The sequence below is a fragment of the Burkholderia multivorans ATCC BAA-247 genome (genome assembly GCF_000959525.1).
GTDB classification, from domain to species: domain Bacteria; phylum Pseudomonadota; class Gammaproteobacteria; order Burkholderiales; family Burkholderiaceae; genus Burkholderia; species Burkholderia multivorans.
Genome location: NZ_CP009832.1, coordinates 315,816 through 336,918, shown reverse-complemented (window position 1 = coordinate 336,918; position 21,103 = coordinate 315,816). Strand labels below are relative to the sequence as shown.

Sequence of the window (21,103 nt, the reverse complement as noted above, 5' to 3'; positions counted from 1 at the left end):
CGGCAGGCCGCGTGCGCGACGCTTACACGTCGAGGCGTTCGCAGATCGCCTTCGTCGCGGCGGCCGCGTTCAGCGTGTAGAAGTGCAGCCCCGGCACGCCCGCGTCGATCAGACGCTGACACAGGCCGGTGACGACGTCGGCGCCGAACGCGCGGATCGATTCGCGATCGTCGCCGAAGCTCTCGAGCCGGCGCGCGACCCAGCGCGGCACTTCGGCACCGCACATTTCCGAGAAGCGCATCAGCTGCGAGAAGTTCGTGATCGGCATGATGCCCGGCACGATCGGCACGTCGACGCCGAGCTTGCGCACGTCGTCGACGAAACGGAAATACGCGTCCGCGTTGAAGAAGTACTGCGTGATCGCGGAATTCGCGCCGGCCTTCACCTTGCGCGCGAAGTTCTCGAGATCGGCCTTCGGCGAGCGCGCCTGCGGATGGTATTCCGGATAGCCGGCGACTTCGATGTGGAACCAGTCGCCGTGCTCCGCACGGATGAAGCTGACGAGTTCCGACGCGTAGCGCAGCTCGCCCACCGAGCCCATCCCGGACGGCAGATCGCCGCGCAGCGCGACGATGTGACGAATGCCGCACGAGCGGTACTGGTCGAGGATCGCGCGCAGGCTGTCGCGCGACGAGCCGATGCACGACAGGTGCGGCGCGGCGTCGAGGCCGTCCTTCTGCATGTCGAGCACGGTATCGAGCGTGCCTTGCTGCGTCGAGCCGCCGGCGCCGAACGTCACGGAGACGAATTTCGGCTTCAGCGGCAGCAGCTGCGCACGCGTCGCGCGCAGCTTCTCGACGCCGTCCGCCGTTTTCGGCGGAAAGAATTCAAACGAGAGTTCGATCGGTTTCATGATTCGGAGGGTTCAGCCCTCAGCCGAGGTTGCGCTGACCGAAGATGAGTGCGGACAGCAGCCACGACACGATGCTGTACAGGATCGAACCGAAGAACGCGGACCAGAACCCGGACACCTCGAAGCCCTTCAGCAGCGACGACGCGAACCAGAAGCACAGCGCGTTCACGACGAGGATGAACAGCCCGAGCGTGACGACCGTCACGGGCAGCGTCAGCAGGATCAGCACCGGACGGATCACCGTGTTGATCAGGCCGAGCACGACCGCGACGATCAGCGCGGTGCCGAAGCTCTTGATGTGGATCGACGGCACGAGGTACGTGATGATCAGCAGCGCGAGGGCATTGATGACCCAGGTCAGGATGAGGCTCATGGTGTGCTCCGGTTCTTCGGTTGTCGATCGGTGGCCGCCGGCGCGAGCGGCCCGCGCGCAAATGCGTGCGGCAGGCCGCCCGGCCGGATGACGCCGCGCTGCCGCGCCGCGTGCGCGCGAGGCGCATGCGGCGTGGCAGCGGCGGCACGCATCAGTAGCGGTAGTGGTTCGGCTTGAACGGACCTTCCTTCTGCACGCCGATGTACGCGGCCTGCTCGTCCGACAGCGTCGACAGCTGCGCGCCGATGCGCGCGAGGTGCAGACGCGCGACCTTCTCGTCGAGATGCTTCGGCAGCACGTAGACCTTGTTCTCGTACTGGTCGCCGCGCGTGAACAGTTCGATCTGCGCGAGCGTCTGGTTCGCGAACGAGTTCGACATCACGAACGACGGGTGGCCGGTCGCGCAGCCGAGGTTCACGAGGCGGCCTTCGGCCAGCAGGATGATGCGCTTGCCGTCCGGGAAGATGATGTGGTCGACCTGCGGCTTGATGTTTTCCCACTGGTACTGGCGCGTCGACGCGACGTCGATTTCCGAATCGAAGTGGCCGATGTTGCAGACGATCGCGTTGTGACGCATCGCCTTCATGTGATCGTGCGTGATCACGTGATAGTTGCCGGTCGCGGTCACGAAGATGTCGGCCTTGTCGGCCGCGTATTCCATCGTCACGACGCGGTAGCCTTCCATCGCCGCCTGCAGCGCGCAGATCGGATCGATTTCGGTAACCCACACGGTCGCGCCAAGGCCGCGCAGCGACTGCGCGCAGCCCTTGCCCACGTCGCCGTAGCCGGCGACGACCGCGACCTTGCCCGCGATCATCACGTCGGTCGCACGCTTGATGCCGTCGACGAGCGACTCGCGGCAGCCGTACAGGTTGTCGAACTTCGACTTCGTGACCGAATCGTTCACGTTGAACGCCGGGAACGGCAGGCGGCCGTCCTTTTCCATCTGGTACAGGCGGTGCACGCCGGTCGTCGTTTCTTCGGTCACGCCCTTGATGTGCGCGAGGCGCTTCGAGTACCAGTTCGCGTCGATGTCGAGGTGGCGCGCGATCGACTTGTACAGCGCGACTTCTTCCTCGTTGGTCGGCTTCGCGATCACCGAGCGATCCTTCTCGGCCTTCGCGCCGAGGATCAGCAGCAGCGTCGCATCGCCGCCGTCGTCGAGGATCATGTTCGCGAATTCGCCGTTCGGCCATTCGAAGATACGGTGCGAGAACTCCCAGTATTCGTCGAGCGATTCGCCCTTGAACGCGAACACCGGCGTGCCGGCCTCGACGATCGCGGCGGCCGCGTGGTCCTGCGTCGAGAAGATGTTGCACGATGCCCAGCGCACGTCGGCGCCGAGCGCCTTCAGCGTCTCGATCAGCACGCCGGTCTGGATCGTCATGTGCAGCGAGCCGGCGATGCGCGCGCCCTTCAGCGGCTGCTGCGCCTTGTATTCGTCGCGGATCTGCACGAGGCCCGGCATTTCGGTCTCGGCGATGTTCAGCTCCTTGCGGCCCCAGCCGGCAAGTGCCATGTCGGCGACGACGTAATCCTGGGAAGCTTTCGAATCGATAACGGCGCTCATCACGCCCTCCTTTCTAAAAAAGTTCTAGAAATTGATGACGTGAGCGCCGTTCAGGAGGCGGGCCGGCGCGAATGTCGCCGCACGGCTGCCTGGTGAAGCCTTCCGAGCCTGGCGGACGCAGAAGGTCCGTCGCAACGCTCCTCGGAAAACGGCTGCGATTGTAGCAAATCGCGACGGAAATTTCTTGCGTCGGCCGCGTCGATCGCCGTCGCGACGGGCGCGCAGAGCGAAGCGCGCCCCTTTATCGAGATGCGCGCGGGCGCTCTGGGTCGCGATGCTCGCACGCGCGATCGGCTGGCCGATCGATCGGGAGACTCGTGCTGCCGACGCGGTCGCACCGATTCTCGACGCGCGCAATCTCACCATGCTGCAGTTGAGCAGGCCGCGTCCGATCGAGGAACGGCCGGGCGAACGGCGCGATGCGCCGCCGGCCGCGCGCGCTTCAGCTTTCCGCGCCGACCCACGCCTGCTCGCGCAGCCGCGCGCGCAATCGCGCGACCGCCTGGCTATGCAGCTGGCACACGCGCGATTCGCTGACCTCGAGCACGGCGCCGATCTCGCGCAGATTCAGTCCGCGCTCGTAGTAGAGCGACATCAGCAGCTTCTCGCGCTCGGGCAGCCGCTCGATCGCCTCGACGAGCGCGCCGCGCAGATGCTCGTCGAGCAGCGCCGACAACGGATCGGCGTGATCGACGCGATAGCGGTCGAGGAACGGCTCGTCGTCGGCCGCACGGTCGAAATCCTCGTAGTAGATGAGCTGGCTGCCGTGCAGGTCCTGCAGCATCGCCTGGTATTCGTCGAGCGGCATGTTCAGGTGCTGCGCGATCTCGGCCTCGCTCGCGGCGCGGCCGAGCCGCTGCTCGACCTGGTGCACCGCGAGTTCGACCTCGCGCGAGGTCTTGCGCAGGCTGCGCGGCAGCCAGTCGTTGCTGCGCAGCTCGTCGAGCATCGCGCCGCGGATCCGCTGCGTCGCGTAGGTCTCGAACTGCGCGCCCTGATCTTCCTTGTAGCGGCCGGCCGCATCCATCAACCCGATCATGCCGGCCTGGATCAGGTCGTCGAGATCGACGCTCGCCGGCATCTTCGCGACGAGCTGCAGCCCGAGACGACGCACGAGCGGCGCGTACTGCGCGAGCACGTCGGCCTGCGAGATCTTTCCCTGAGCGTTGTACATCATGGCTCTCTCCTTCCGGTGGCGCTCATGCGGCGTGCGCCGCGCCCGTCCGGTACGACGGCTGCCCGCCCGCGCGCAGCTCGCGCGCGGAACCTGTGCCCGCACGCGGGCGCATCGGCCAGTACAGCAGGTCGGCCGCGATCTTTCGGTAGTCGCGCGCCGCGGGCGACGACGGAAACGCGTCGACCGCGGAGCGCGTCAGTGCACGCGCGTGCTCGACGAGCGGATCGGCGCTCACGCAGCCGGCATCGGCGATCGACACGGTCAGATAGCGGCTCGCGACGCCCGCGAGATTGTCGAGCGCGGTCTTCGCATCGGCATGGCTGCCGACGTGGTTCACGAGCACGCGGAACTGCGCGGTCGCGTGCGCGAAATGCAGCCGCTTCATGCACGCGTACGCTTCGGTGATCGCGTGCGCGGCCACGCGCGTGACGATCAGCACGTCGTGCGCTTCGCGCGCGAGCGTCGACAGCGTGCCGTCGGCGCCGCGCTGCGCGTCGATCAGCACGATGTCGGCCGGGCCGTCGACGAAGTCGCTCAGCTGCGCATCGCCGTAGCCCGCTCGCGCGGCCTGCGCGCTCGCGCACAGCCAGAAACCGGCGGCGACGCGCGTGCGCTCGCCGTCGCGCAGCCATGCGCCGGCGAGCGTCGCGGCGGCCGAATGCACGTCCGCGCGCTCGTCGACGACGAGCACGTCCTTGCCGAGCGCCGCGAGCGCGGCAGCGACGTTCACGACGGTCGACGTGCAGCCGACGCCGGTCGGCCCGCCCGTCACCGCGACGATGCGCGAACCGCGCCCGGCCAGCAGGCGCCGCAGTCCTTCGGCCTGGTCGATCGTTCGTTTATCCAAATCGCACCTCGTGCAGATCGGCGGCCGCGCGGGCGGTCAGCGCGGACAGCAGCAGCGGCATGTCGTCGTCCTGCGGGACGAACGGCGAGCCGTCGCGCGGCACGCAGAACGCGCTCTTCAGCAGGAAGCGCGTGGTCGCGACGTACAGGTTTTCCGGCACCTTCTGGCCGGTCGACACGTAGTGCACGGGCAGCTTGTAGCGGATCACGGTGTCGAGCGCGCCGCCGAGATGCGTCGCCTCGTCGAGCTTCGTCAGAATGCAGCCGGCCAGGTCAGGCCCGGCCAGGTCGGGCCCCGCGAGATCGGCGCGGTCGCCGGCGCTGCGATACGCCTGCACGACTTCGTTGAGCGTGTCGCCGTGGCTCGTCGCGTTGAGCAGCAGCAGCCGCTGCACCGGCGTGCTCGCGCCGTGCAGCATCGCGATCTGGTCGGACACCGCGCGGTCGCGCTGGCTCATCCCGATCGTGTCGATCAGCACGATGTGCTTGTTGCGCAGCTCGGACAGCGCGAGCGACAGATCGCCGGCGTCCTTCACGGCGTGGACCGGCACGCCGAGGATCTTGCCGAAGATGCGCAGCTGCTCGTGGCCGCCGATCCGGTAGCTGTCGGTCGTCAGCAGCGCGACCTTGCTCGCGCCGAAGCGCATCACGCAGCGTGCGGCGAGCTTCGCGGTCGTGGTCGTCTTGCCGACGCCGGTCGGCCCCATCAGCGCGAATACGCCGCCGCGCTCCATCAGTGCGTCCTCGCTGCCGAGCACCGGCAGGTTCGCGGCGAGCACCGACTGCGCCCATTCGAGCGCCGCGTCGAACGTCTGCGCACCGTCGCCGGCCGGTAGACGATCGACGAGCATCCGCACGAGCTGCGCGGAAAAACCGGCGGCGAACAGATGCTTCGACAGTGCGCCGTGCACCGGGCTGCGGCGTTGACGGTCGTGCCACATCAGGTTGTCGAACTGCGCTTCCATCATCCCGCGCAGCGCGCCGAGCTCGTGCATCACCGTGTCGTTGACGATGCGCTCGACGCCGGACTTCACCGCGTCGGCGACGGCAGCCGCCGTATCGGCGGACAGCCGCGCGCGGTCGGCCGCTTTCGCGGCAGCCGCGTCGGTCGTGCGCGCGGCGGCCGGCGCGCGCCGTTCCGCCTCGCGTGCGACATCGCGCATCCAGTCGGGCGACGCCGCGGGCGCTGCGTCCTGCGGCGCGTGTGCGGCGCCGGCCGACGCGGCGGGCGCGGTTTGCGTACGGGCGCGCAGCGCATCGCGCTGCTGCGTCAGGCGTTTCGCGTGCTCGACGAGCCATGCGGCCGGTTCGCCGCTCGCGGCGGGCGCCGCCGCATGTGCCGGCGCCGGCGCAGCGGCATTCGCGCGCACCGCGCCCGGCTCGTCCGCGGCCGGCGCGGCAGGGCCGGCGGCCGCCTGCGTCGTATCGGCGCTCGCGCCGAACACCGACGAGAACACGTCCGGCAGCCCGTGTTCGTCCGTCGCATACGGATTCGCGACCGCGCGTGCGGGCGCGGCGGGCCGCGCGACGATACCGGGCACGGCGGCCGCGGGCACGGCGGCGGGCAGCGCCGATTCCGGCAGGCGCGCTCGCACGGCAGCGGCGGCCGACGGTGCGACCGCGGCCAGTTCGGCGTCGGCGAGTGCGACGATTTCGACGCTGCCGTCATCGAGCGCGCGGTTCGACAGCACGACGGCGTCGGCGCCCAGCGCCTCGCGCACCAGACGAAGCGCGTCGCGGCTCGTCGCGCCGGTGAATTTGCGAATGTTCAAGCGGAACCCCCGATGACGTTAACAACCTTGATCGTGCGTGTATCCGGCACTTCCGCATACGACAGCACTTTCAATTGCGGCAGGCTGCGGCGCAGGAAGCGCGCAAGCATCGCGCGCAACGCGTGCTGCACGAGCAGCACGGGCGGCAGCCCGAGATTCTGTTGACGCAGCATCGCCTGTTGCGTGCCGGTCAGAAGCGTGTTCGCGAGGCCGGGCTCGAGGCCCGGATTCGCGCCGGTCGCGAGCGCCTGCGACAGCACGCGCTCGAGATTCGCGTCGAGCCCCATCACCTGCATGTCGCCCGTGCCCGGATACCACTGCTGCGTGATCGCGCGGCCGAGCGCGAGGCGCACGGCGGCCGTGATCTCGTATGCGTCGCCGCGGCCCGCATGCTCGGACACGGCCTCGAGGATCGTGCGCATGTCGCGGATCGGCACGCCTTCGTCGAGCAGGTTCTGCAGCACCTTTTGCAGCGTCGTCAGCGAGACCGTCTTCGGCACCAGATCCTCGACGAGCGACGGCGCGTCCTTGCCGGTGCGCTCGACGAGCGCCTGCACTTCCTGCCGGCCGAGCAGCTCGGCCGCGTGCTGGACGACCAGATGGTTCAGGTGCGTCGCGACCACGGTGCTCGCATCGACGACCGTGTAGCCGTACACCTGCGCCTGCTCGCGCATCGCGACGTCGATCCACACGGCGGGCAGCCCGAACGCCGGATCCTGCGTCGCGGCGCCCGGCAGCGCGGCCGTCACCTGCCCCGGATTGATCGCGAGCCACTGGCCCGGAAACACTTCGCCCGTGCCGATCTCGACGCCCTTCAGCGCGATCCGGTACGCGTTCGGACGCAGTTCGAGGTTGTCGCGGATATGGATCACCGGCGGCAGGAAGCCGATTTCCTGCGCGAATTTCTTGCGGATGCTCTTGATCCGCTTGAGCAGCTCGCCGTCGCTGTTGCGATCGACGAGCGGAATCAGCCGATAGCCGACTTCGAGGCCGAGCGGATCGATCAGCTGCACGTCGTCCCACGTCGCTTCGTGGCTGTCGGACGGCAGCGCGGCGGGCGGTGCGATCTCGGTCACGTCGCCGGCCGCCTTGCGTGCGGCCGCGCGCTTCGTCTGCGTGCGCGCAAGCCAGATCGCGCCGGCGCCGAGCGCGAGAAACGCGAAGTGCGGCATGCCGGGGATCAGCCCCATCAGCACGATGATCGCGCCGGTGATCGTCAGCACGCGCGGGTTCGTGAACAGCTGGCCGGTGATCTGCGTGCCGATGTCCTCGTCGGTCGCGACGCGCGACACGATCACGCCGGCCGCGGTCGAGATCACGAGCGACGGAATCTGCGCGACGAGGCCGTCGCCGATCGTCAGCAGCGTGTAGTTCTTGCCCGCGGCCGCGAAGCTCATGTCGTGCTGGATCATCCCGACGATCAGGCCGCCGATCACGTTGATCGCCATGATGATCAGGCCGGCGATCGCATCGCCGCGCACGAACTTCGACGCGCCGTCCATCGAGCCGTAGAACTCGGCCTCCTGCGCGACGGCCTGGCGGCGCTTGCGCGCCTGCTCCTCGTTGATGAGGCCCGCGTTCAGATCGGCGTCGATCGCCATCTGCTTGCCGGGCATCGCGTCGAGCGTGAAGCGCGCGGACACTTCGGCGATGCGCCCCGCGCCCTTCGTGATCACCATGAAGTTGATGATCATCAGAATCACGAACACGACGATGCCGACCGCGAAATTGCCGCCGACGAGGAAGTGGCCGAAAGCCTCGATCACCTGGCCGGCCGCGTCCGGGCCCGTGTGGCCTTCGAGCAGCACGACGCGCGTCGACGCGACGTTCAGCGACAGCCGCAGCAGTGTCGAGAACAGCAGCACGCTCGGGAATGCCGCGAAGTCGAGCGGCTTCATCGTGTACATGCTGACGAGCAGCACCATCACCGACAGCGCGATGTTGAACGTGAACAGCAGATCCAGCAGCAGCGGCGGCAGCGGCAGGATCATCATCCCGAGGATCATGCAGATCAGGATCGGCCCGGCCAGCGCGCGCAGGTTGGTGCCGGCAAGCAGGTTCGCGCGCTTCGCGAAGAGCCCCGTGGTCGGCGTGCTCATGCGGCGCCTCCGTGCGTGCCGAGCGCGTCTTCGGCCTCGTCGCGCGCGTCGTCGGCGGACACCGTCGCGCCCTTGTCGAGCTCGGCCGGCACGTCGAGATCGACGGGCGCGGCCGGGAACGCGCCGCCTTCGGCGCGGAAGCGCTTGAGCTGATAGACCCACGCGAGCACTTCGGCGACGGCCGAATACAGCGCGCCCGGAATCTCGCGTTCGAGTTCGACGTTGTGATAGAGCGCCCGCGCGAGCGGCGGCGCTTCGAGCAGCGGCACGTTGTGCTCGGCCGCGAGCTCGCGGATGCGCGCGGCGACGAGGTTCACGCCCTTCGCGACGACCTTCGGCGCGCGCATCTCGCCGTCCGCGTACTGCAGCGCGACCGCGAAGTGCGTCGGGTTCGTGACGACGACGTCCGCCTTGGGCACGGCCGCCATCATCCGGCGACGCGCGATCGCGCGCTGCTGCTGGCGAATCCGCCCCTTCACGTGCGGATCGCCTTCGTTCTCGCGGTGTTCGCGCTTCACTTCTTCCTTCGTCATGCGCAGCTTCTTGTTGTACTGCCAGAGTTGATACGGGACGTCGAGCGCGGCGACGACCAGCATCCCGGCCACCGTCGTGCCGCAGCACACGGCGACCAGATGCAGCGCGTCGACGAGCGCCGTATCGAGCGGCTGCGTCGCGAGCCCGAGCAGTTCGTCCTTGCTGCGCCAGATCGCGACGCCGCCGATGCCGCCGACGACGAGCGTCTTCGCGATCGACATGCCGAGCTGGATCGGCCCCTGGATCGAGAAGATGCGGCCGAGACCCGCGACCGGATTGAGCCGGTCGAACTTCAGCTCGAAGGTTTTCGGCGAGATCAGCCAGCCGCCGAGCGCCATCGGCGCGAGCAGCGCGGCCGCGCCGGTCAGTGCGAGGATCGGCAGCAGCGCGGCAAGCCCCTCGAGGCTCGCGCTGCCGGCCGCCGACAGCATCCGGTGCGTGTCGAATGCGGTCGCGCGGTCGAACGCGAACGCGCCGCGCAGCATCGCCTGCAGATGCGCGCCCGCCGGTCCCGCGAGCAGCCACGCGCCGTAGAAGCCCGCCGCGAGCAGCGCGAACGAAGCCAGCTCGCGCGAACGCGCGACCTGCCCCTCCTCGCGCGCCTTCTCGCGGCGTCTCGGAGTGGCGGCTTCGGTCCGGTCGAGATCGCTCTCGTCTGCCACGGGGCCTCCAGTCGGCTACGGCTACGGCGGAATGCCGCTTTTCACTGACAGCGATTATTGATGGACGCGTCAACCGCCGATCGGTCGAGCAAAGCCGGGAAAGGGGGGTATTTCTGCGAATCGGACGGGCGCGATCGCCCGCCCGGCGCGGCTCGACGGCGGGTGCCTGCGTGTCGCGCGCGGATGAAAAAAGGGGGCGACCGAGTCGCCCCCCTTTTCGGTACGGCCGGCCGGGCCGCTCAGAATGCGACGTAAGGCGCTGCGCCGCCCATCGACCGGCGGTCCATGCCGAAGTAGATCGTCTTGCCGTAGAAATGCGGCAGGCCGAGATCGAGCCATTGCGACGAGCCGAACGGGCCGGCGATGTCGTTGAACGCGAACGTCGACGTGTTCGCGAACACCGCATCCGCGTTCACGACCGGCATCGTCACGCCGGCCGACGTGCCGTTCTGGCCGGTCAGCGTCGCCGAGTAGGTCGTCGTCGACGTCGGGCAGTAGAACGACGTGTTGCGCGAACAGACCGCCTGCGAGGCGTCGTCGAAGAAATACGCGTTCGAGCCCGTATCGAAGAACGCCGTCACGGTGCGGCCGAGGAACGTCGCGGTGACGTCGCCGGCCGTCGTCGACGTCAGTGTCGACGAAGCGCCGAGCGCGTTGTTGCTCTGCGTGCCGATGCCGAACGTCAGCAGGCCCGTCGCGCTCGCCTGCCCGCTGTTCGAGATGTTCGGCATCTGCACGATCACGCCGTTGTTGTCGGTCGCGAAACGATGGACCGGATTCGCGACCTGCTGCGCGAGCGGCACGAGCGTGACCGTACAGCTCGCATTGCCGTTCGGGCACGCGTAGTAGTTGTTGTAGTCGGACGATGTCGACGTCACGCAGTTGTCGCCGCAGTCGTACGGTGCGGGCCCGATGCCCAGAATCCCGTTTGCGCCGAGCGTGCCGGCCGAGTTCGCCGACGTGTTGCCGTTCGTGCAGGACGTCGGCACGTTCGTGGTGCCGAGATCGCCGATGATCTGCACCGGCAGCGACGATGCCTGTTCGGAGCCGATCGACAGGTCGACCGTGCGCACCGAACCCCACGTGTAGCTCGACACGAACTTGCCGCATTCGGCGAGCGGCGCGCCGCCGCTCGTCGTCTGCGGCAGGCTGCCGAGCAGGCCCGATACCGCGGTGCTGACGAGCCGCAGGCCGTACGACGCGGTGTCGACGAGCACGTTGTTGACGACCTGGCAATTCGTGGTGCCCGGCGCACAGACCGTCACGCTGACCGTCGGAATGTTGATGACGCTCGCGACACCGGAATTGACCGTGATGACGGCCGTGTTCGCGGTGTTGGCCGTGCCGCCGCCCGAGCCGGAGCCGCCGGTGCCGCCCGATCCGCCGGTATTGCCGCCGCCCGTCGAACTGCCGCCGCCTGCGGCACTACCGCCGCCGTCCCCATCGCCGCCGCCGCACGCGACGACCGTCAACGCCGTCGCGATCGCCAGACCCGCGACGCCGACCCAGCGGATGAAAGTACGAGGAATTCGCAAGATCGTTCTCCCGCAGTCACTGGATGTCGTTGCCGGTCAGCCCGGCGGGCAGTGCGTTCGGCAGCCATGCCTGGCCCGAGAACGCGCCCATGTGGCCGCCCGTGCGGATCACGAGCCCGCTGGTCGCGACGGACACCGGCGCGCGCCAGCCGCGTGCCGCGTGCGCGGCTTCGACGCCGGCCGTGTACTGCGGGAAATAGCTGCCGAGCAGCGACGCGAGATCCGGTACCGTCGGCCCGCGCCATGCGAGACCGAACACGGTGCCCGCGCTCGAGGTGTATTCGTGGATCACGGTGCCGGAACCGAGCGTGATCTCGCGCATCGTGTACGCGGCCGCGCTCGTCGGCGCGCCGTCGGCCGAGCGCATCGCGCGCTGCATCGCGCGCACGGTGGCCGCCGGATCGTTGGCGGGCGGCGACATCGGCGCCCCGCCCAGTTCGGCGTACGCGTGGGTCGCCCACAGCACGCCCGTTGCAACTGCCGCGTGCGCGGCAGCCCTACCCAAACGTTTCAGCTTCACGTTCCCCCCCAGGGACTGGCGTCGACGCGGGCGCCGCCGCCCGCGATCGCGATGATCGTATGAATGACGCTGCGTTGCTGCTGACGCGTAGTATGCCCGCGGAGTGTGTCCAAGTGTCAATTCCGCACGGAAATGCCGACGCGCGGCCGCCGCCGGGGGGGGGACGGCGCGGCCGCGACGCTCGACGCGCGCTGCGTCAGAAGCCGAGGCTGGCGAGCAGGTCGTCCACCTGCGCCTGGTCCTGCACGACGTCGGGCTTGCCTTCCGGCGCGATCTGCGGGCCGTTCAGCAGAGACTCGGGGCTGCCGGTCGCGCTCGTCTTCTCGGCCGCGAGCGCAGCGGCCGTCGCCGCGAACTGCTCGCGCCGTTCCGGCGCAATATTCTCGACCAGCACGGTCAACAGCTGCTGCTCGATCAGGTAGACCATGTCCATGATCTTCTTGATCACCTGGCCGGTCAGATCCTGGAAGTCCTGCGCGAGCATGATTTCGAGCAGTTGGGCGTTGGTCGCCGAGGTCGCGTCGGGCAGCGCGCGCAGGAACGCGCGCGTGTCGTCCATCAGCTCGCGCACTTCCGCATGCTCGATCGGTGCCGCATACCACTGCGCCCAGCGCGCGTCCAGTGCCTCCGCTTCGTTCTGGACGCGCTCCTGCACCGGCTTGGCGATCTCGATCGCGTTCAGCACGCGCTCGGCGGCCTGCTCGGTCATCGTCGCGACGTAGCGCAGCCGGTCGCGTGCATCGGGCACCGCTTCCGCCGCGCGCTCGACGTGCTTGTCGAGCCCGAGCTCGCGCATCGAGTCGCGCAGCGTGCGCGTGAGCTGGCCGATGCGCGCGAGGATGCGGTCGCTCGCGAGATCGGCGCCTTCGGGCTGGCTGTCGCCGCCGAACGGCGCATCGCCCGGCGCGGCATGGATCGGCTCGTTCACGTCAGCTCCCGGCCTTGGCCATCTTGTCGATGATCTTGTTCAGCTTCTCGTCGAGCGTCGCGGCCGTAAACGGTTTCACGACGTAGCCGCTCGCGCCGGCCTGCGCGGCCGCGATGATGTTCTCCTTCTTCGATTCCGCGGTGACCATCAGCACCGGCAGATGCGCGAGCGACGCGTCCGCGCGGATTTCCTTCAGCATCGCGAGGCCGTCGAGGTTCGGCATGTTCCAGTCCGAAATCACGAAATCGAAGCCGCCGCCGCGCAGCCGCGCAAGACCGGCCGCGCCGTCCTCGGCCTCGTCGACGTTCGTATAGCCCAGTTCCTTGAGCAGGTTGCGGACGATCCGGCGCATCGTCGGGAAATCGTCCACCACCAGGATTTTCATGCTCTTGTCCATCGTCGTTCCTTTCCAGATTCGTTTCCGTCCGGGCGCGCGTCATCGCACGCGTCCCGCGACATTCCATTCAGACGCGCTGCACGCGATCGCCCATCGTCGCGAGCCGCGCCATCACGCGGCGGCTCATTTCCGCCAGCGGCGCGACCTCGTCGGCGGCGCCGAGCGCGATCGCCTCGCGCGGCATCCCGAATACGATGCAGCTCGCCTCGTCCTGCGCGAACGTATGCGCGCCCGCACGCTTCATCTCGAGCAAGCCGGCCGCGCCGTCGCGGCCCATCCCCGTCAGAATCACGCCGAGCGCGTTCTTGCCCGCATGCGTCGCCGCCGAGCGGAACAGCACGTCGACCGACGGCCGGTGACGGTTTACCGGCGGCTCGTCCGAGAGCTGCGCGATGTAGTTCGCGCCGCTGCGCGCGAGCAGCAGGTGCGCATGGCCGGGCGCGATGTACGCATGGCCCGGCAGCACGCGCTCGCCGTGCTCGGCTTCCTTCACCGCGATCCGGCACAGCCCGTTGAGCCGCTGCGCGAACGACTTCGTGAAGCCGGGCGGCATGTGCTGCGCGATCAGCACGGCCGGCGCATCGGGCGGCAGCGGCGTCAGCACCTCGCGGATCGCCTCGGTGCCGCCCGTCGACGCGCCGATGATGATCAGCTTCTCGGTACTGACGAGCGGGTTGTTGACCATCGGCGCGGCCGGGTGCCCGCCCGCCGCGCGGGCGGCCGCCTGCGGCTGCGGCGTGTGGCGCACGCGCGCGCGCGATGCCGCGCGGATCTTGTCCGCGAGCTTTTCCGCGTAGTCGAGCATCCCGTCGCGAATCCCGACGCGCGGCTTCGTGACGAAATCGACCGCGCCGAGTTCGAGCGCGCGCAGCGTGATCTCCGAGCCGCGCTCGGTCAGCGACGACACCATCACGACCGGCATCGGCCGCAGGCGCATCAGCTTCTCGAGGAAGTCGAGCCCGTCCATGCGCGGCATCTCGACGTCCAGCGTCAGCACGTCGGGGTTGTGCTGCTTGATGAGCTCGCGCGCGACGAGCGGATCGGGCGCGGTCGCGCATACCATCATGTCCGGCTGGCCGTTGATGATCTCGGTCATCAGGCTGCGGATCAGCGCCGAGTCATCGACGCACAACACTTTGATCTTCTGCACTACGTTCACGCCTCCTGCTTTTTCGATGGGGTCGCGGGGTGCGCGGCCCCGGCAAACGGGCTGCCGGCATACGGGCTTCCGGCATACGGGCTTCCGGCGTACGGGCTGCCGCCGCTTGCGCTGCCGGTCCGCGCAGCGCCTGCCGTGCCGCTCGCGCCCGCCCTCGTGCTCGCGCCGCGCGCGCCGAACAGCTCGATGCGCGGCCGCGCCGGCTGCGGCGCAGCCGGCGGCTTCGTCCGGAACAGCTCGACGTGCGCGCGCGCCGCCCGCAGCCGCTCGGCCTCGCGCGCGAGCGCGGCTTCGCGCTCGGTGACGCCCGGCACCTGCAGCCGCAGCTTCTTCACCATCGCGCGGCCGGTGTGCGGCATGAACGCGACCTTGCGCGGATGCACGCCCTGCAGATCCTCGGCGGTGATGCGGATGCGTTCGAGCGCGAGGTAGCGGCGCACGAAGTCGGCGTTGCGATCGCCGATGTTGATCGTCGTCATGCCGGCGAGCACGGCCGCGCCGCCGAACACCTTCGCTTCGAAGCGATCGCGGCGCGCGCCGGCCTTGATCAGTTCGTTGATCAGCACTTCCATCGCGTACGCGCCGTAGCGCATCGATTCCGATGCGGGCGCGCCGGCGTCCGCGCCGTCGTCGGGCAGCATGAAATGGTTCATCCCGCCGATGCCCGCGAACGGATCGTGCAGGCAGGCGGCGACGCACGAGCCCAGCACGGTCGTCAGCACCATGTCGTCGGCCGTCGTATAGAACTCGTTCGGCAGCAGCTTCACGCCGGGCAGGCCGAAGTGGTTGTCGAAGTAGCGGTTCGTCGCAATCGGCAGCGCGCTCATCCGCGGCCTCCGGACACGCCCGCGGCGGCGGCGGCGTGCGCGCGCAGGCGCGGCGGCGCGGCGTCGGCCGGCGGCGCGCCGCGCGGGCGTGCGCCGCCCGCCGCATCGCGCGTCAGCTCGTAGACGGTCTGCCCGCGCAGCCGGAACGCCTGCGTCACGTACGTGAAGTTCTCCGAGTGGCCGGCGAACAGCAGCCCGCCCGGTTTCACGAGCGGCTCGAAGCGTGCGAGTACCTGGCTCTGCGTCGGCTTGTCGAAATAGATCATCACGTTGCGGCAGAAGATCGCGTCGAACGGCTTCGCGATCCCGTAGTCGGCATCGGTCAGGTTCAGCTGCTCGAAGCGGATCATCGCGCGCAGTTCGGGCCGCACCTTCACGCGGCCCGCCTGCGCGCCCGTGCCCTTCAGGAAGAAGCGCTTCAGCCGCTCCGGCGACAGATGCTTGACCTGATCGTAGGTATAGATGCCGGCCTCGGCCTTCGCGAGCACCTGCGTGTCGAGGTCGGTCGCGAGGATCGACGCGCTGCGCGCCCCCGATTCGCCGAGCGCCTCGATCAGCGTGATCGCGATCGAGTACGGCTCCTCGCCAGTCGACGCGGCGGAGCACCACACCGACACCGGCGCCGCGCGGCCCTTCACGAACTCCGCGAGGATCGGGAAATGGTGCGACTCGCGAAAGAACGCGGTGAGGTTCGTCGTCAGCGCATTCGTGAACGCTTCCCACTCGGCCGCGTCGTTCTCCTGTTCGAGCAGGTCGAGATACTCGCGAAACGAGTCGAGCCCGCGCGCGCGCAGCCGCCGCGCGAGCCGGCTATACGCCATGTCGCGCTTGTGATCGGACAGCGAGATGCCCGCACGACGATGGATCAGCGCGCGGATGCGCGCGAAATCCGCGCCCGTGAACGCGAAGTCGCGCCCCGGCTCGCCCGCGCGAGGCGAGGCATCCGGTGCATCGGGTCGAAACGGCACGCGCGCGGCCTGCATGATTTAGAAGGTCTCCCAATCGTCGTCGGACGCGCCGGCCGTCGCCAGCGCCGGCTTCTCGCCGTTCAGCGCCGGACGCACGAGCGCGGGCTTCGCGGCCGGCTTGTCCGCCGGTGCGGCCGCCTTCGCGACGCGCGGGCCGTAGCCCGACGCGGCCGGCGCGTCCTTCGCCGCCGGCGTGCGCGCGGCCGAGTCGGCGGCCGTGCGGGCGGCGCTCGACGATGCGGCCGAGCCGGATGCACGTCGAGCCGGCTGCGATGCGGTGTTCGATGCGTTCGATCCGTTCGATGCAGCATGCGATGCGTTCGATGCGCCCGGCGCCGGCAGCGCGGCGACCGGCGCGTCGTCGCGCGGCGTGCCGGCCGGCAGCGCGGGCACGGCCGCCGCTTCGACCGCACGCGCGGTACGCATCGGCGCGAGCGCCGTGCCGCCCGCGACGCGCCAGCTCGACACGATCGCCTTCATCTGACGCGTCTGCTCCTCGAGCGACGCGGCCGCAGCGGCCGCCTGCTCGACGAGCGCCGCGTTCTGCTGCGTGACGGCGTCCATCTGGCCGACCGCGCGATTGACCTGCTCGATGCCGGTCGACTGCTCGTCCGACGCGGCGCTGATTTCGCCCATGATGTCCGTCACGCGGCGCACGGCCTGCACGATCTCGTCCATCGTCGAGCCCGCGCGCGCGACGAGCGCCGAGCCGCTATCGACCTTCGCGGCCGAATCGCCGATCAGCTGCTTGATCTCCTTCGCGGCCGTCGCGCTGCGCTGCGCGAGCGAGCGCACTTCGCCGGCGACCACCGCGAAGCCGCGGCCCTGCTCGCCTGCGCGCGCCGCTTCGACCGCCGCGTTCAGCGCGAGGATGTTGGTCTGGAACGCGATCCCTTCGATCGTGCCGATGATGTCGACGATCTTGCCCGAGCTCGCCGCGATGTCCTGCATCGTCGACACGACCTGGCCGACCACCTCGCCGCCCTGCGTCGCGATGTCCGAAGCGTTCACGGCGAGCTGGCTCGCCTGCCGCGCGTTCTCCGCGTTCTGCCGCACGGTGCCCGTCAGCTGCTCCATGCTCGATGCGGTTTCCTGCAGCGACGCGGCCTGTTCCTCGGTGCGCTGCGACAGGTCCGTATTGCCGGTCGCGATCTCGCGCGCGCCGACGTCGATCGATTCGGTGCCGCGATGCACGGCCTGCACCATCGCGGTCACGGCATCCTGCATGCGCTTGATACCGCCGAACAGCCGGCCGATCTCGTTCTTGCTGAACACGTGCACCGGCTGCGTGAGATCGCCGCCGGCGATCCGTTCGAAATGCGCGATCGCGTCCTCGAGCGGCTTGACGATCAGCCCGCGCAGCGCGAAGCGGATTGCGATCACGACGACGAACGCGATCGCGATGCCGGCCGCGATCAGCGCGATCATCAGCGAGATCTGCGATTGCGTCGACGCGTGGCGGTCGTTCGCGCGCTGCTGCAGCGACGCGATCACGGCCGCGGCGGCCTGGTCGTACGCGACGAACATGGGGCTGATCTTCGTATCGGCGACCGCGTGGTAGGCGGCCATGTCGCCCGCGCGCGCGGCCGCGAACTCCGGCTCGACGCCTTCCTTCACGATCGTCGCGTAGCGCGCGGCGAGCTCGTCGACGAGCGCCTGCTCGACGCCGAGCTTCGGCGTCGACTGGAACGTCTGCCAGTTCTGGTTCGACTTCGCGAACAGCTCCTGCGCACGATCGAGCACCTTCGCGGCCTCGGCCGCGTTGCCGGCCTCGGTCAGCGAGCGGAAGCGGTCGAGCGACACGCGCGCGCGCAGCAGATACGACGACGTATCGTCGAGCGCGTGGATCGCCGGCAGATCGACGTGCGCGATCTCGTCGAGCGAGCGGCTCGCGTGATTCAGCGCGAACAGACCGAGGCCGCCGATCGCGGCGGCAAGACAGACGAGGATGAGTCCGACCGCCGTGAGCGTCGTGCGGATCGACCAGTTTTGCAACATCGCAGATTCTCCCGAAGTTCCGTGCGCGCGTATCGCGCGCTTATGCGCCGAGCGTTTCGATCAGCGCCATTTCCCGGCTCGACATCAGCTTCTCGATGTCCATCAGGATCAGCATCCGGCCGTCGACGGTGCCGAGGCCCGTCAGATATTCGGTGGTCAGCGTCGCGCCGAATTCGGGCGCCGGCATGATCTGCTCGGCCGACAGCGTGAGCACGTCCGACACGCCGTCGACGACCATCCCGACGACGCGATGCGCGACGTTCAGAATGATTACGACCGTCTGGTGGTCGTACTCGACGCGGCCGAGGTGGAACTTGATCCGCATGTCGACGATCGGCACGATGATGCCGCGCAGGTTGATCACGCCCTTGATGAAATCGGGCGCGTTCGCGATCCGCGTGACGCTGTCGTAGCCGCGGATCTCCTGCACCTTCAGGATGTCGATCCCGTATTCCTCGTCGCCGAGCGTGAACACCAGGAATTCCTGGCCCGTCGCGTCGCCATGTTCCGCGTCGCGGCGGCCGGTCGTCGCGTTGGCCGCGTTCGCCGCGGCCGGATTGATCATTTGGACTTCAGCAGACACGTTTGCCCCCAATCGGTTGATGGCGAGAGTCAGAACATCGCGAGCTCGGCGCCCGCCCGGGCGCCGTGCGTCGCACGGGTTTCGCGGTTCAGCGCCGCGACGTCGACGATCAGCGCGACGCTGCCGTCGCCGAGGATGGTCGCCGCGGAGATGCCGTGCACCTTGCGGTAGTTGGTCTCGAGGTTCTTCACGACGACCTGCTGCTGGCCGACCAGCTCGTCGATCAGCATCGCGAAGCGGCGCCCCTCGGTTTCCATGATCGTGACGATCCCCTGCGTCGGATCGGTGCGCGCGCCCTCGACCGAGAACACCTCGTGCAGCGCGACGAGCGGCAGATACTCGCCGCGCACGCGCACCACGCGCTCGCCGTTGCCGACCGTGTAGATGTCGTCGTTCGACGGCTGCAGCGACTCCATCACGAAGTTCAGCGGCAGAATGAAGATCTCGCTGCCGACCTTCACCGACATCCCGTCGAGGATCGCCAGCGTGAGCGGCAGCACGATCCGCGTGGTCGTGCCGCGCCCGGCCTGCGACGAGATCTCGACGTGGCCGCCCATCGACTGGATGTTGCGCTTCACGACGTCCATCCCGACGCCGCGGCCCGACACGTCGGTCACCGTCTCGGCAGTCGAGAAGCCCGGCGCGAAGATCAGCTGCCAGACTTCGTCGTCGCTGATGTTCTCGGGGATCTGCATGCCCTGCTTCGCGGCCTTCGCGAGGATCCGCTCGCGGTTCAGGCCCGCGCCGTCGTCGCTGACCTCGATCACGATGTTGCCGCCGTGATGCGCGGCCGACAGCACGAGCTGGCCGACCGCATCCTTGCCGGCCGCGATCCGCTTGTCGACCGTCTCGATGCCGTGGTCGAGGCTGTTGCGCACGAGGTGCGTGAGCGGATCGATGATCCGCTCGATCAGGCTCTTGTCGAGTTCGGTCGCCTGACCGAACGTAACCAGTTCGACCTGCTTGCCGAGCTTGCCCGCGAGATCGCGCACGAGGCGCGGGAAGCGGCTGAACACGTAGTCCATCGGCATCATGCGGATCGACATCACCGCTTCCTGCAGATCGCGCGCGTTGCGCTCGAGCTGCGCCATCCCGTTGAACAGACGGTCGTGCAGCGCCGGATCGAACGCGCTCGCGGTCTCGGCGAGCATCGCCTGCGTGATCACGAGTTCGCCGACGAGGTTGATCAGCTGGTCGACCTTCTCGACGCCGACGCGGATCGAACTGCCTTCCGCGCCCGCCGCGGCGGCCGCGGCCGGACGTGCGCGCTTGTCGTCGTGATGGGCGGCCGGCTGCGCGGCCGCGGACGGCGCGGGCGATTCGGCATGCGCGGCAGGCGCGGCGGCCGCTGCGGCGGATGTGGTCGATGCGGCAGGCGCCGGTGCCGGTGCGGCGGCAGTTGCCGCGGACGCCGCTGCCGGCGCGGCAGGCGGCGGCTCGGCGACGACCGGTGCAGCCGCAGCCGCAGCCGGCTGCGTGGCGGCCGGCGCGGCGCCGCGCGCGATCCGGATCTGGCTTTCGTCGATCACGAAGCAGCACACCGCGACGATGTCGTCGGACGGCACGTCGGATTCGAGCCACAGCGTCAGCGCGTCGCCGACTTCGGTGCGGCCGACGATCCGGCCGAGATTGCCGAGTTCCTCGACGAGCAGCGCCTGATCCTTCGCGTCCACGCCGGTCAGCGTGATCTTCAGGTGCGGGCCGTCGCCGTCGGCGGCGGCGTCGGCCTGCGGCGCCGGTGCGCCGGCCGCGGACGGATGCGCGGCCGCGACCGCCTGCTCGACGACATGGTCGGGCGCGCGCTGGCCGGCCGCCGCTGCGGACGCAACGGCCGGCGTGGCGGGCGCGGGCGCCGCGACGGCGACCGCCGCCGGTGCGGCTACCGATGCCGCCGCGCCGCCGCTATCGGCCTGCAGCCGCTCGAGCTTTGCGCAGATCGCCGCGGCGGCCGCCGCGTCGGGTTCGGCGCTTGCGCGGTAATCGGCAAGCTGGTCGGACAGCACGTCCTTCGTCTCGAGGAAAGCGTCGACCATTTCCTTCGTCAGCGTCAGCTCGTGGTTGCGCGCGCGGTCGAGCAGCGATTCGAGAATGTGCGTGGTGTCGGTCAGCGCGGAGAACCCGAACGTCGCCGCGCCGCCCTTGATCGAATGCGCGGCCCGAAAGATCGCAGCGAGATCCTCGGCGTCGGGCGAGCCGACGTCGAGGTTCAGCAGCAGTTGCTCCATCTGCGCGAGCAGCTCGTCCGCTTCGTCGAAGAATGTCTGGTAGAACTGAGTGATGTCGAGAGTCATGCCCGGTCACC

The 21,103-nt window shown here is 69.1% G+C and carries 18 protein-coding genes and 1 riboswitch; all 18 genes read right to left on the bottom strand.

The features are described from left to right. Positions 1-22 precede the first annotated feature (22 nt). A complete protein-coding gene (gene metF, locus NP80_RS13970; protein ID WP_006401377.1) occupies positions 23-853 on the bottom strand; it encodes a methylenetetrahydrofolate reductase [NAD(P)H] in 831 nt (276 codons plus the stop codon). Positions 854-872: 19 nt separating this feature from the next. Beyond that, on the bottom strand, positions 873-1,226 hold the full coding sequence (locus NP80_RS13965; protein ID WP_006401378.1) for a phage holin family protein: 354 nt from the start codon (positions 1,224-1,226) through the stop codon (positions 873-875). A gap of 151 nt (positions 1,227-1,377) precedes the next feature. Next, entirely contained in the window at positions 1,378-2,799 is a 1,422-nt protein-coding gene (gene ahcY, locus NP80_RS13960; protein ID WP_080512292.1) for an adenosylhomocysteinase, read from the bottom strand. A 31-nt stretch (positions 2,800-2,830) separates the two neighbouring features. Further along, a riboswitch (S-adenosyl-L-homocysteine riboswitch) is annotated at positions 2,831-2,945 on the bottom strand. A gap of 293 nt (positions 2,946-3,238) precedes the next feature. Next, positions 3,239-3,973 (bottom strand): RNA polymerase sigma factor FliA, encoded by a 735-nt coding sequence (locus NP80_RS13955; RefSeq protein WP_006401381.1) that lies wholly within the window; start codon positions 3,971-3,973, stop codon positions 3,239-3,241. A 22-nt stretch (positions 3,974-3,995) separates the two neighbouring features. Continuing rightward, positions 3,996-4,820, bottom strand: a complete 825-nt coding sequence (locus NP80_RS13950) for a MinD/ParA family ATP-binding protein (protein WP_006409584.1) — start codon at positions 4,818-4,820, stop codon at positions 3,996-3,998. Then, complete coding sequence (gene flhF / locus NP80_RS13945; RefSeq protein WP_045593804.1) at positions 4,813-6,591, bottom strand: flagellar biosynthesis GTPase FlhF; 1,779 nt, start codon at positions 6,589-6,591, stop codon at positions 4,813-4,815. Before flhF ends, NP80_RS13950 begins: the two co-directional genes overlap by 8 nt. Beyond that, entirely contained in the window at positions 6,588-8,690 is a 2,103-nt protein-coding gene (gene flhA / locus NP80_RS13940; protein ID WP_006410632.1) for a flagellar biosynthesis protein FlhA, read from the bottom strand. Before flhA ends, flhF begins: the two co-directional genes overlap by 4 nt. Beyond that, the gene (flhB, locus tag NP80_RS13935; protein ID WP_006408234.1) at positions 8,687-9,886 is read right to left on the bottom strand and encodes a flagellar biosynthesis protein FlhB; all 1,200 of its coding nucleotides are present in this window, start codon (positions 9,884-9,886) and stop codon (positions 8,687-8,689) included. The genes flhA and flhB overlap by 4 nt, the downstream gene beginning before the upstream one ends. A gap of 239 nt (positions 9,887-10,125) precedes the next feature. Beyond that, positions 10,126-11,421 carry a DUF3443 domain-containing protein gene (locus NP80_RS13930; protein ID WP_006410635.1) on the bottom strand — a complete coding sequence of 432 codons (1,296 nt, stop codon included), beginning with the start codon at positions 11,419-11,421 and terminating at the stop codon, positions 10,126-10,128. A 16-nt stretch (positions 11,422-11,437) separates the two neighbouring features. Beyond that, positions 11,438-11,941, bottom strand: coding sequence for a DUF2844 domain-containing protein (locus NP80_RS13925; protein ID WP_006408232.1), 504 nt, complete (start codon positions 11,939-11,941; stop codon positions 11,438-11,440). A 196-nt stretch (positions 11,942-12,137) separates the two neighbouring features. Next, entirely contained in the window at positions 12,138-12,869 is a 732-nt protein-coding gene (gene cheZ / locus NP80_RS13920) for a protein phosphatase CheZ (protein WP_006401388.1), read from the bottom strand. Between the two features lies 1 nt (position 12,870). Beyond that, on the bottom strand, positions 12,871-13,266 hold the full coding sequence (gene cheY, locus NP80_RS13915) for a chemotaxis response regulator CheY (RefSeq protein ID WP_006401389.1): 396 nt from the start codon (positions 13,264-13,266) through the stop codon (positions 12,871-12,873). Between the two features lie 67 nt (positions 13,267-13,333). Continuing rightward, entirely contained in the window at positions 13,334-14,362 is a 1,029-nt protein-coding gene (locus NP80_RS13910; RefSeq protein WP_254224539.1) for a protein-glutamate methylesterase/protein-glutamine glutaminase, read from the bottom strand. Positions 14,363-14,421: 59 nt separating this feature from the next. Beyond that, positions 14,422-15,252 carry a chemoreceptor glutamine deamidase CheD gene (gene cheD, locus NP80_RS13905; protein ID WP_045593800.1) on the bottom strand — a complete coding sequence of 277 codons (831 nt, stop codon included), beginning with the start codon at positions 15,250-15,252 and terminating at the stop codon, positions 14,422-14,424. Next, entirely contained in the window at positions 15,249-16,235 is a 987-nt protein-coding gene (locus NP80_RS13900) for a CheR family methyltransferase (protein WP_045593797.1), read from the bottom strand. Before NP80_RS13900 ends, cheD begins: the two co-directional genes overlap by 4 nt. 3 nt (positions 16,236-16,238) lie before the next feature. Then, positions 16,239-18,218 carry a methyl-accepting chemotaxis protein gene (locus NP80_RS13895; protein WP_045593795.1) on the bottom strand — a complete coding sequence of 660 codons (1,980 nt, stop codon included), beginning with the start codon at positions 18,216-18,218 and terminating at the stop codon, positions 16,239-16,241. 40 nt (positions 18,219-18,258) lie between these two features. Next, entirely contained in the window at positions 18,259-18,783 is a 525-nt protein-coding gene (gene cheW, locus NP80_RS13890; protein WP_006401394.1) for a chemotaxis protein CheW, read from the bottom strand. A gap of 47 nt (positions 18,784-18,830) precedes the next feature. Continuing rightward, the gene (cheA, locus tag NP80_RS13885; protein ID WP_045593791.1) at positions 18,831-21,092 is read right to left on the bottom strand and encodes a chemotaxis protein CheA; all 2,262 of its coding nucleotides are present in this window, start codon (positions 21,090-21,092) and stop codon (positions 18,831-18,833) included. Between the last annotated feature and the right edge of the window lie 11 nt (positions 21,093-21,103).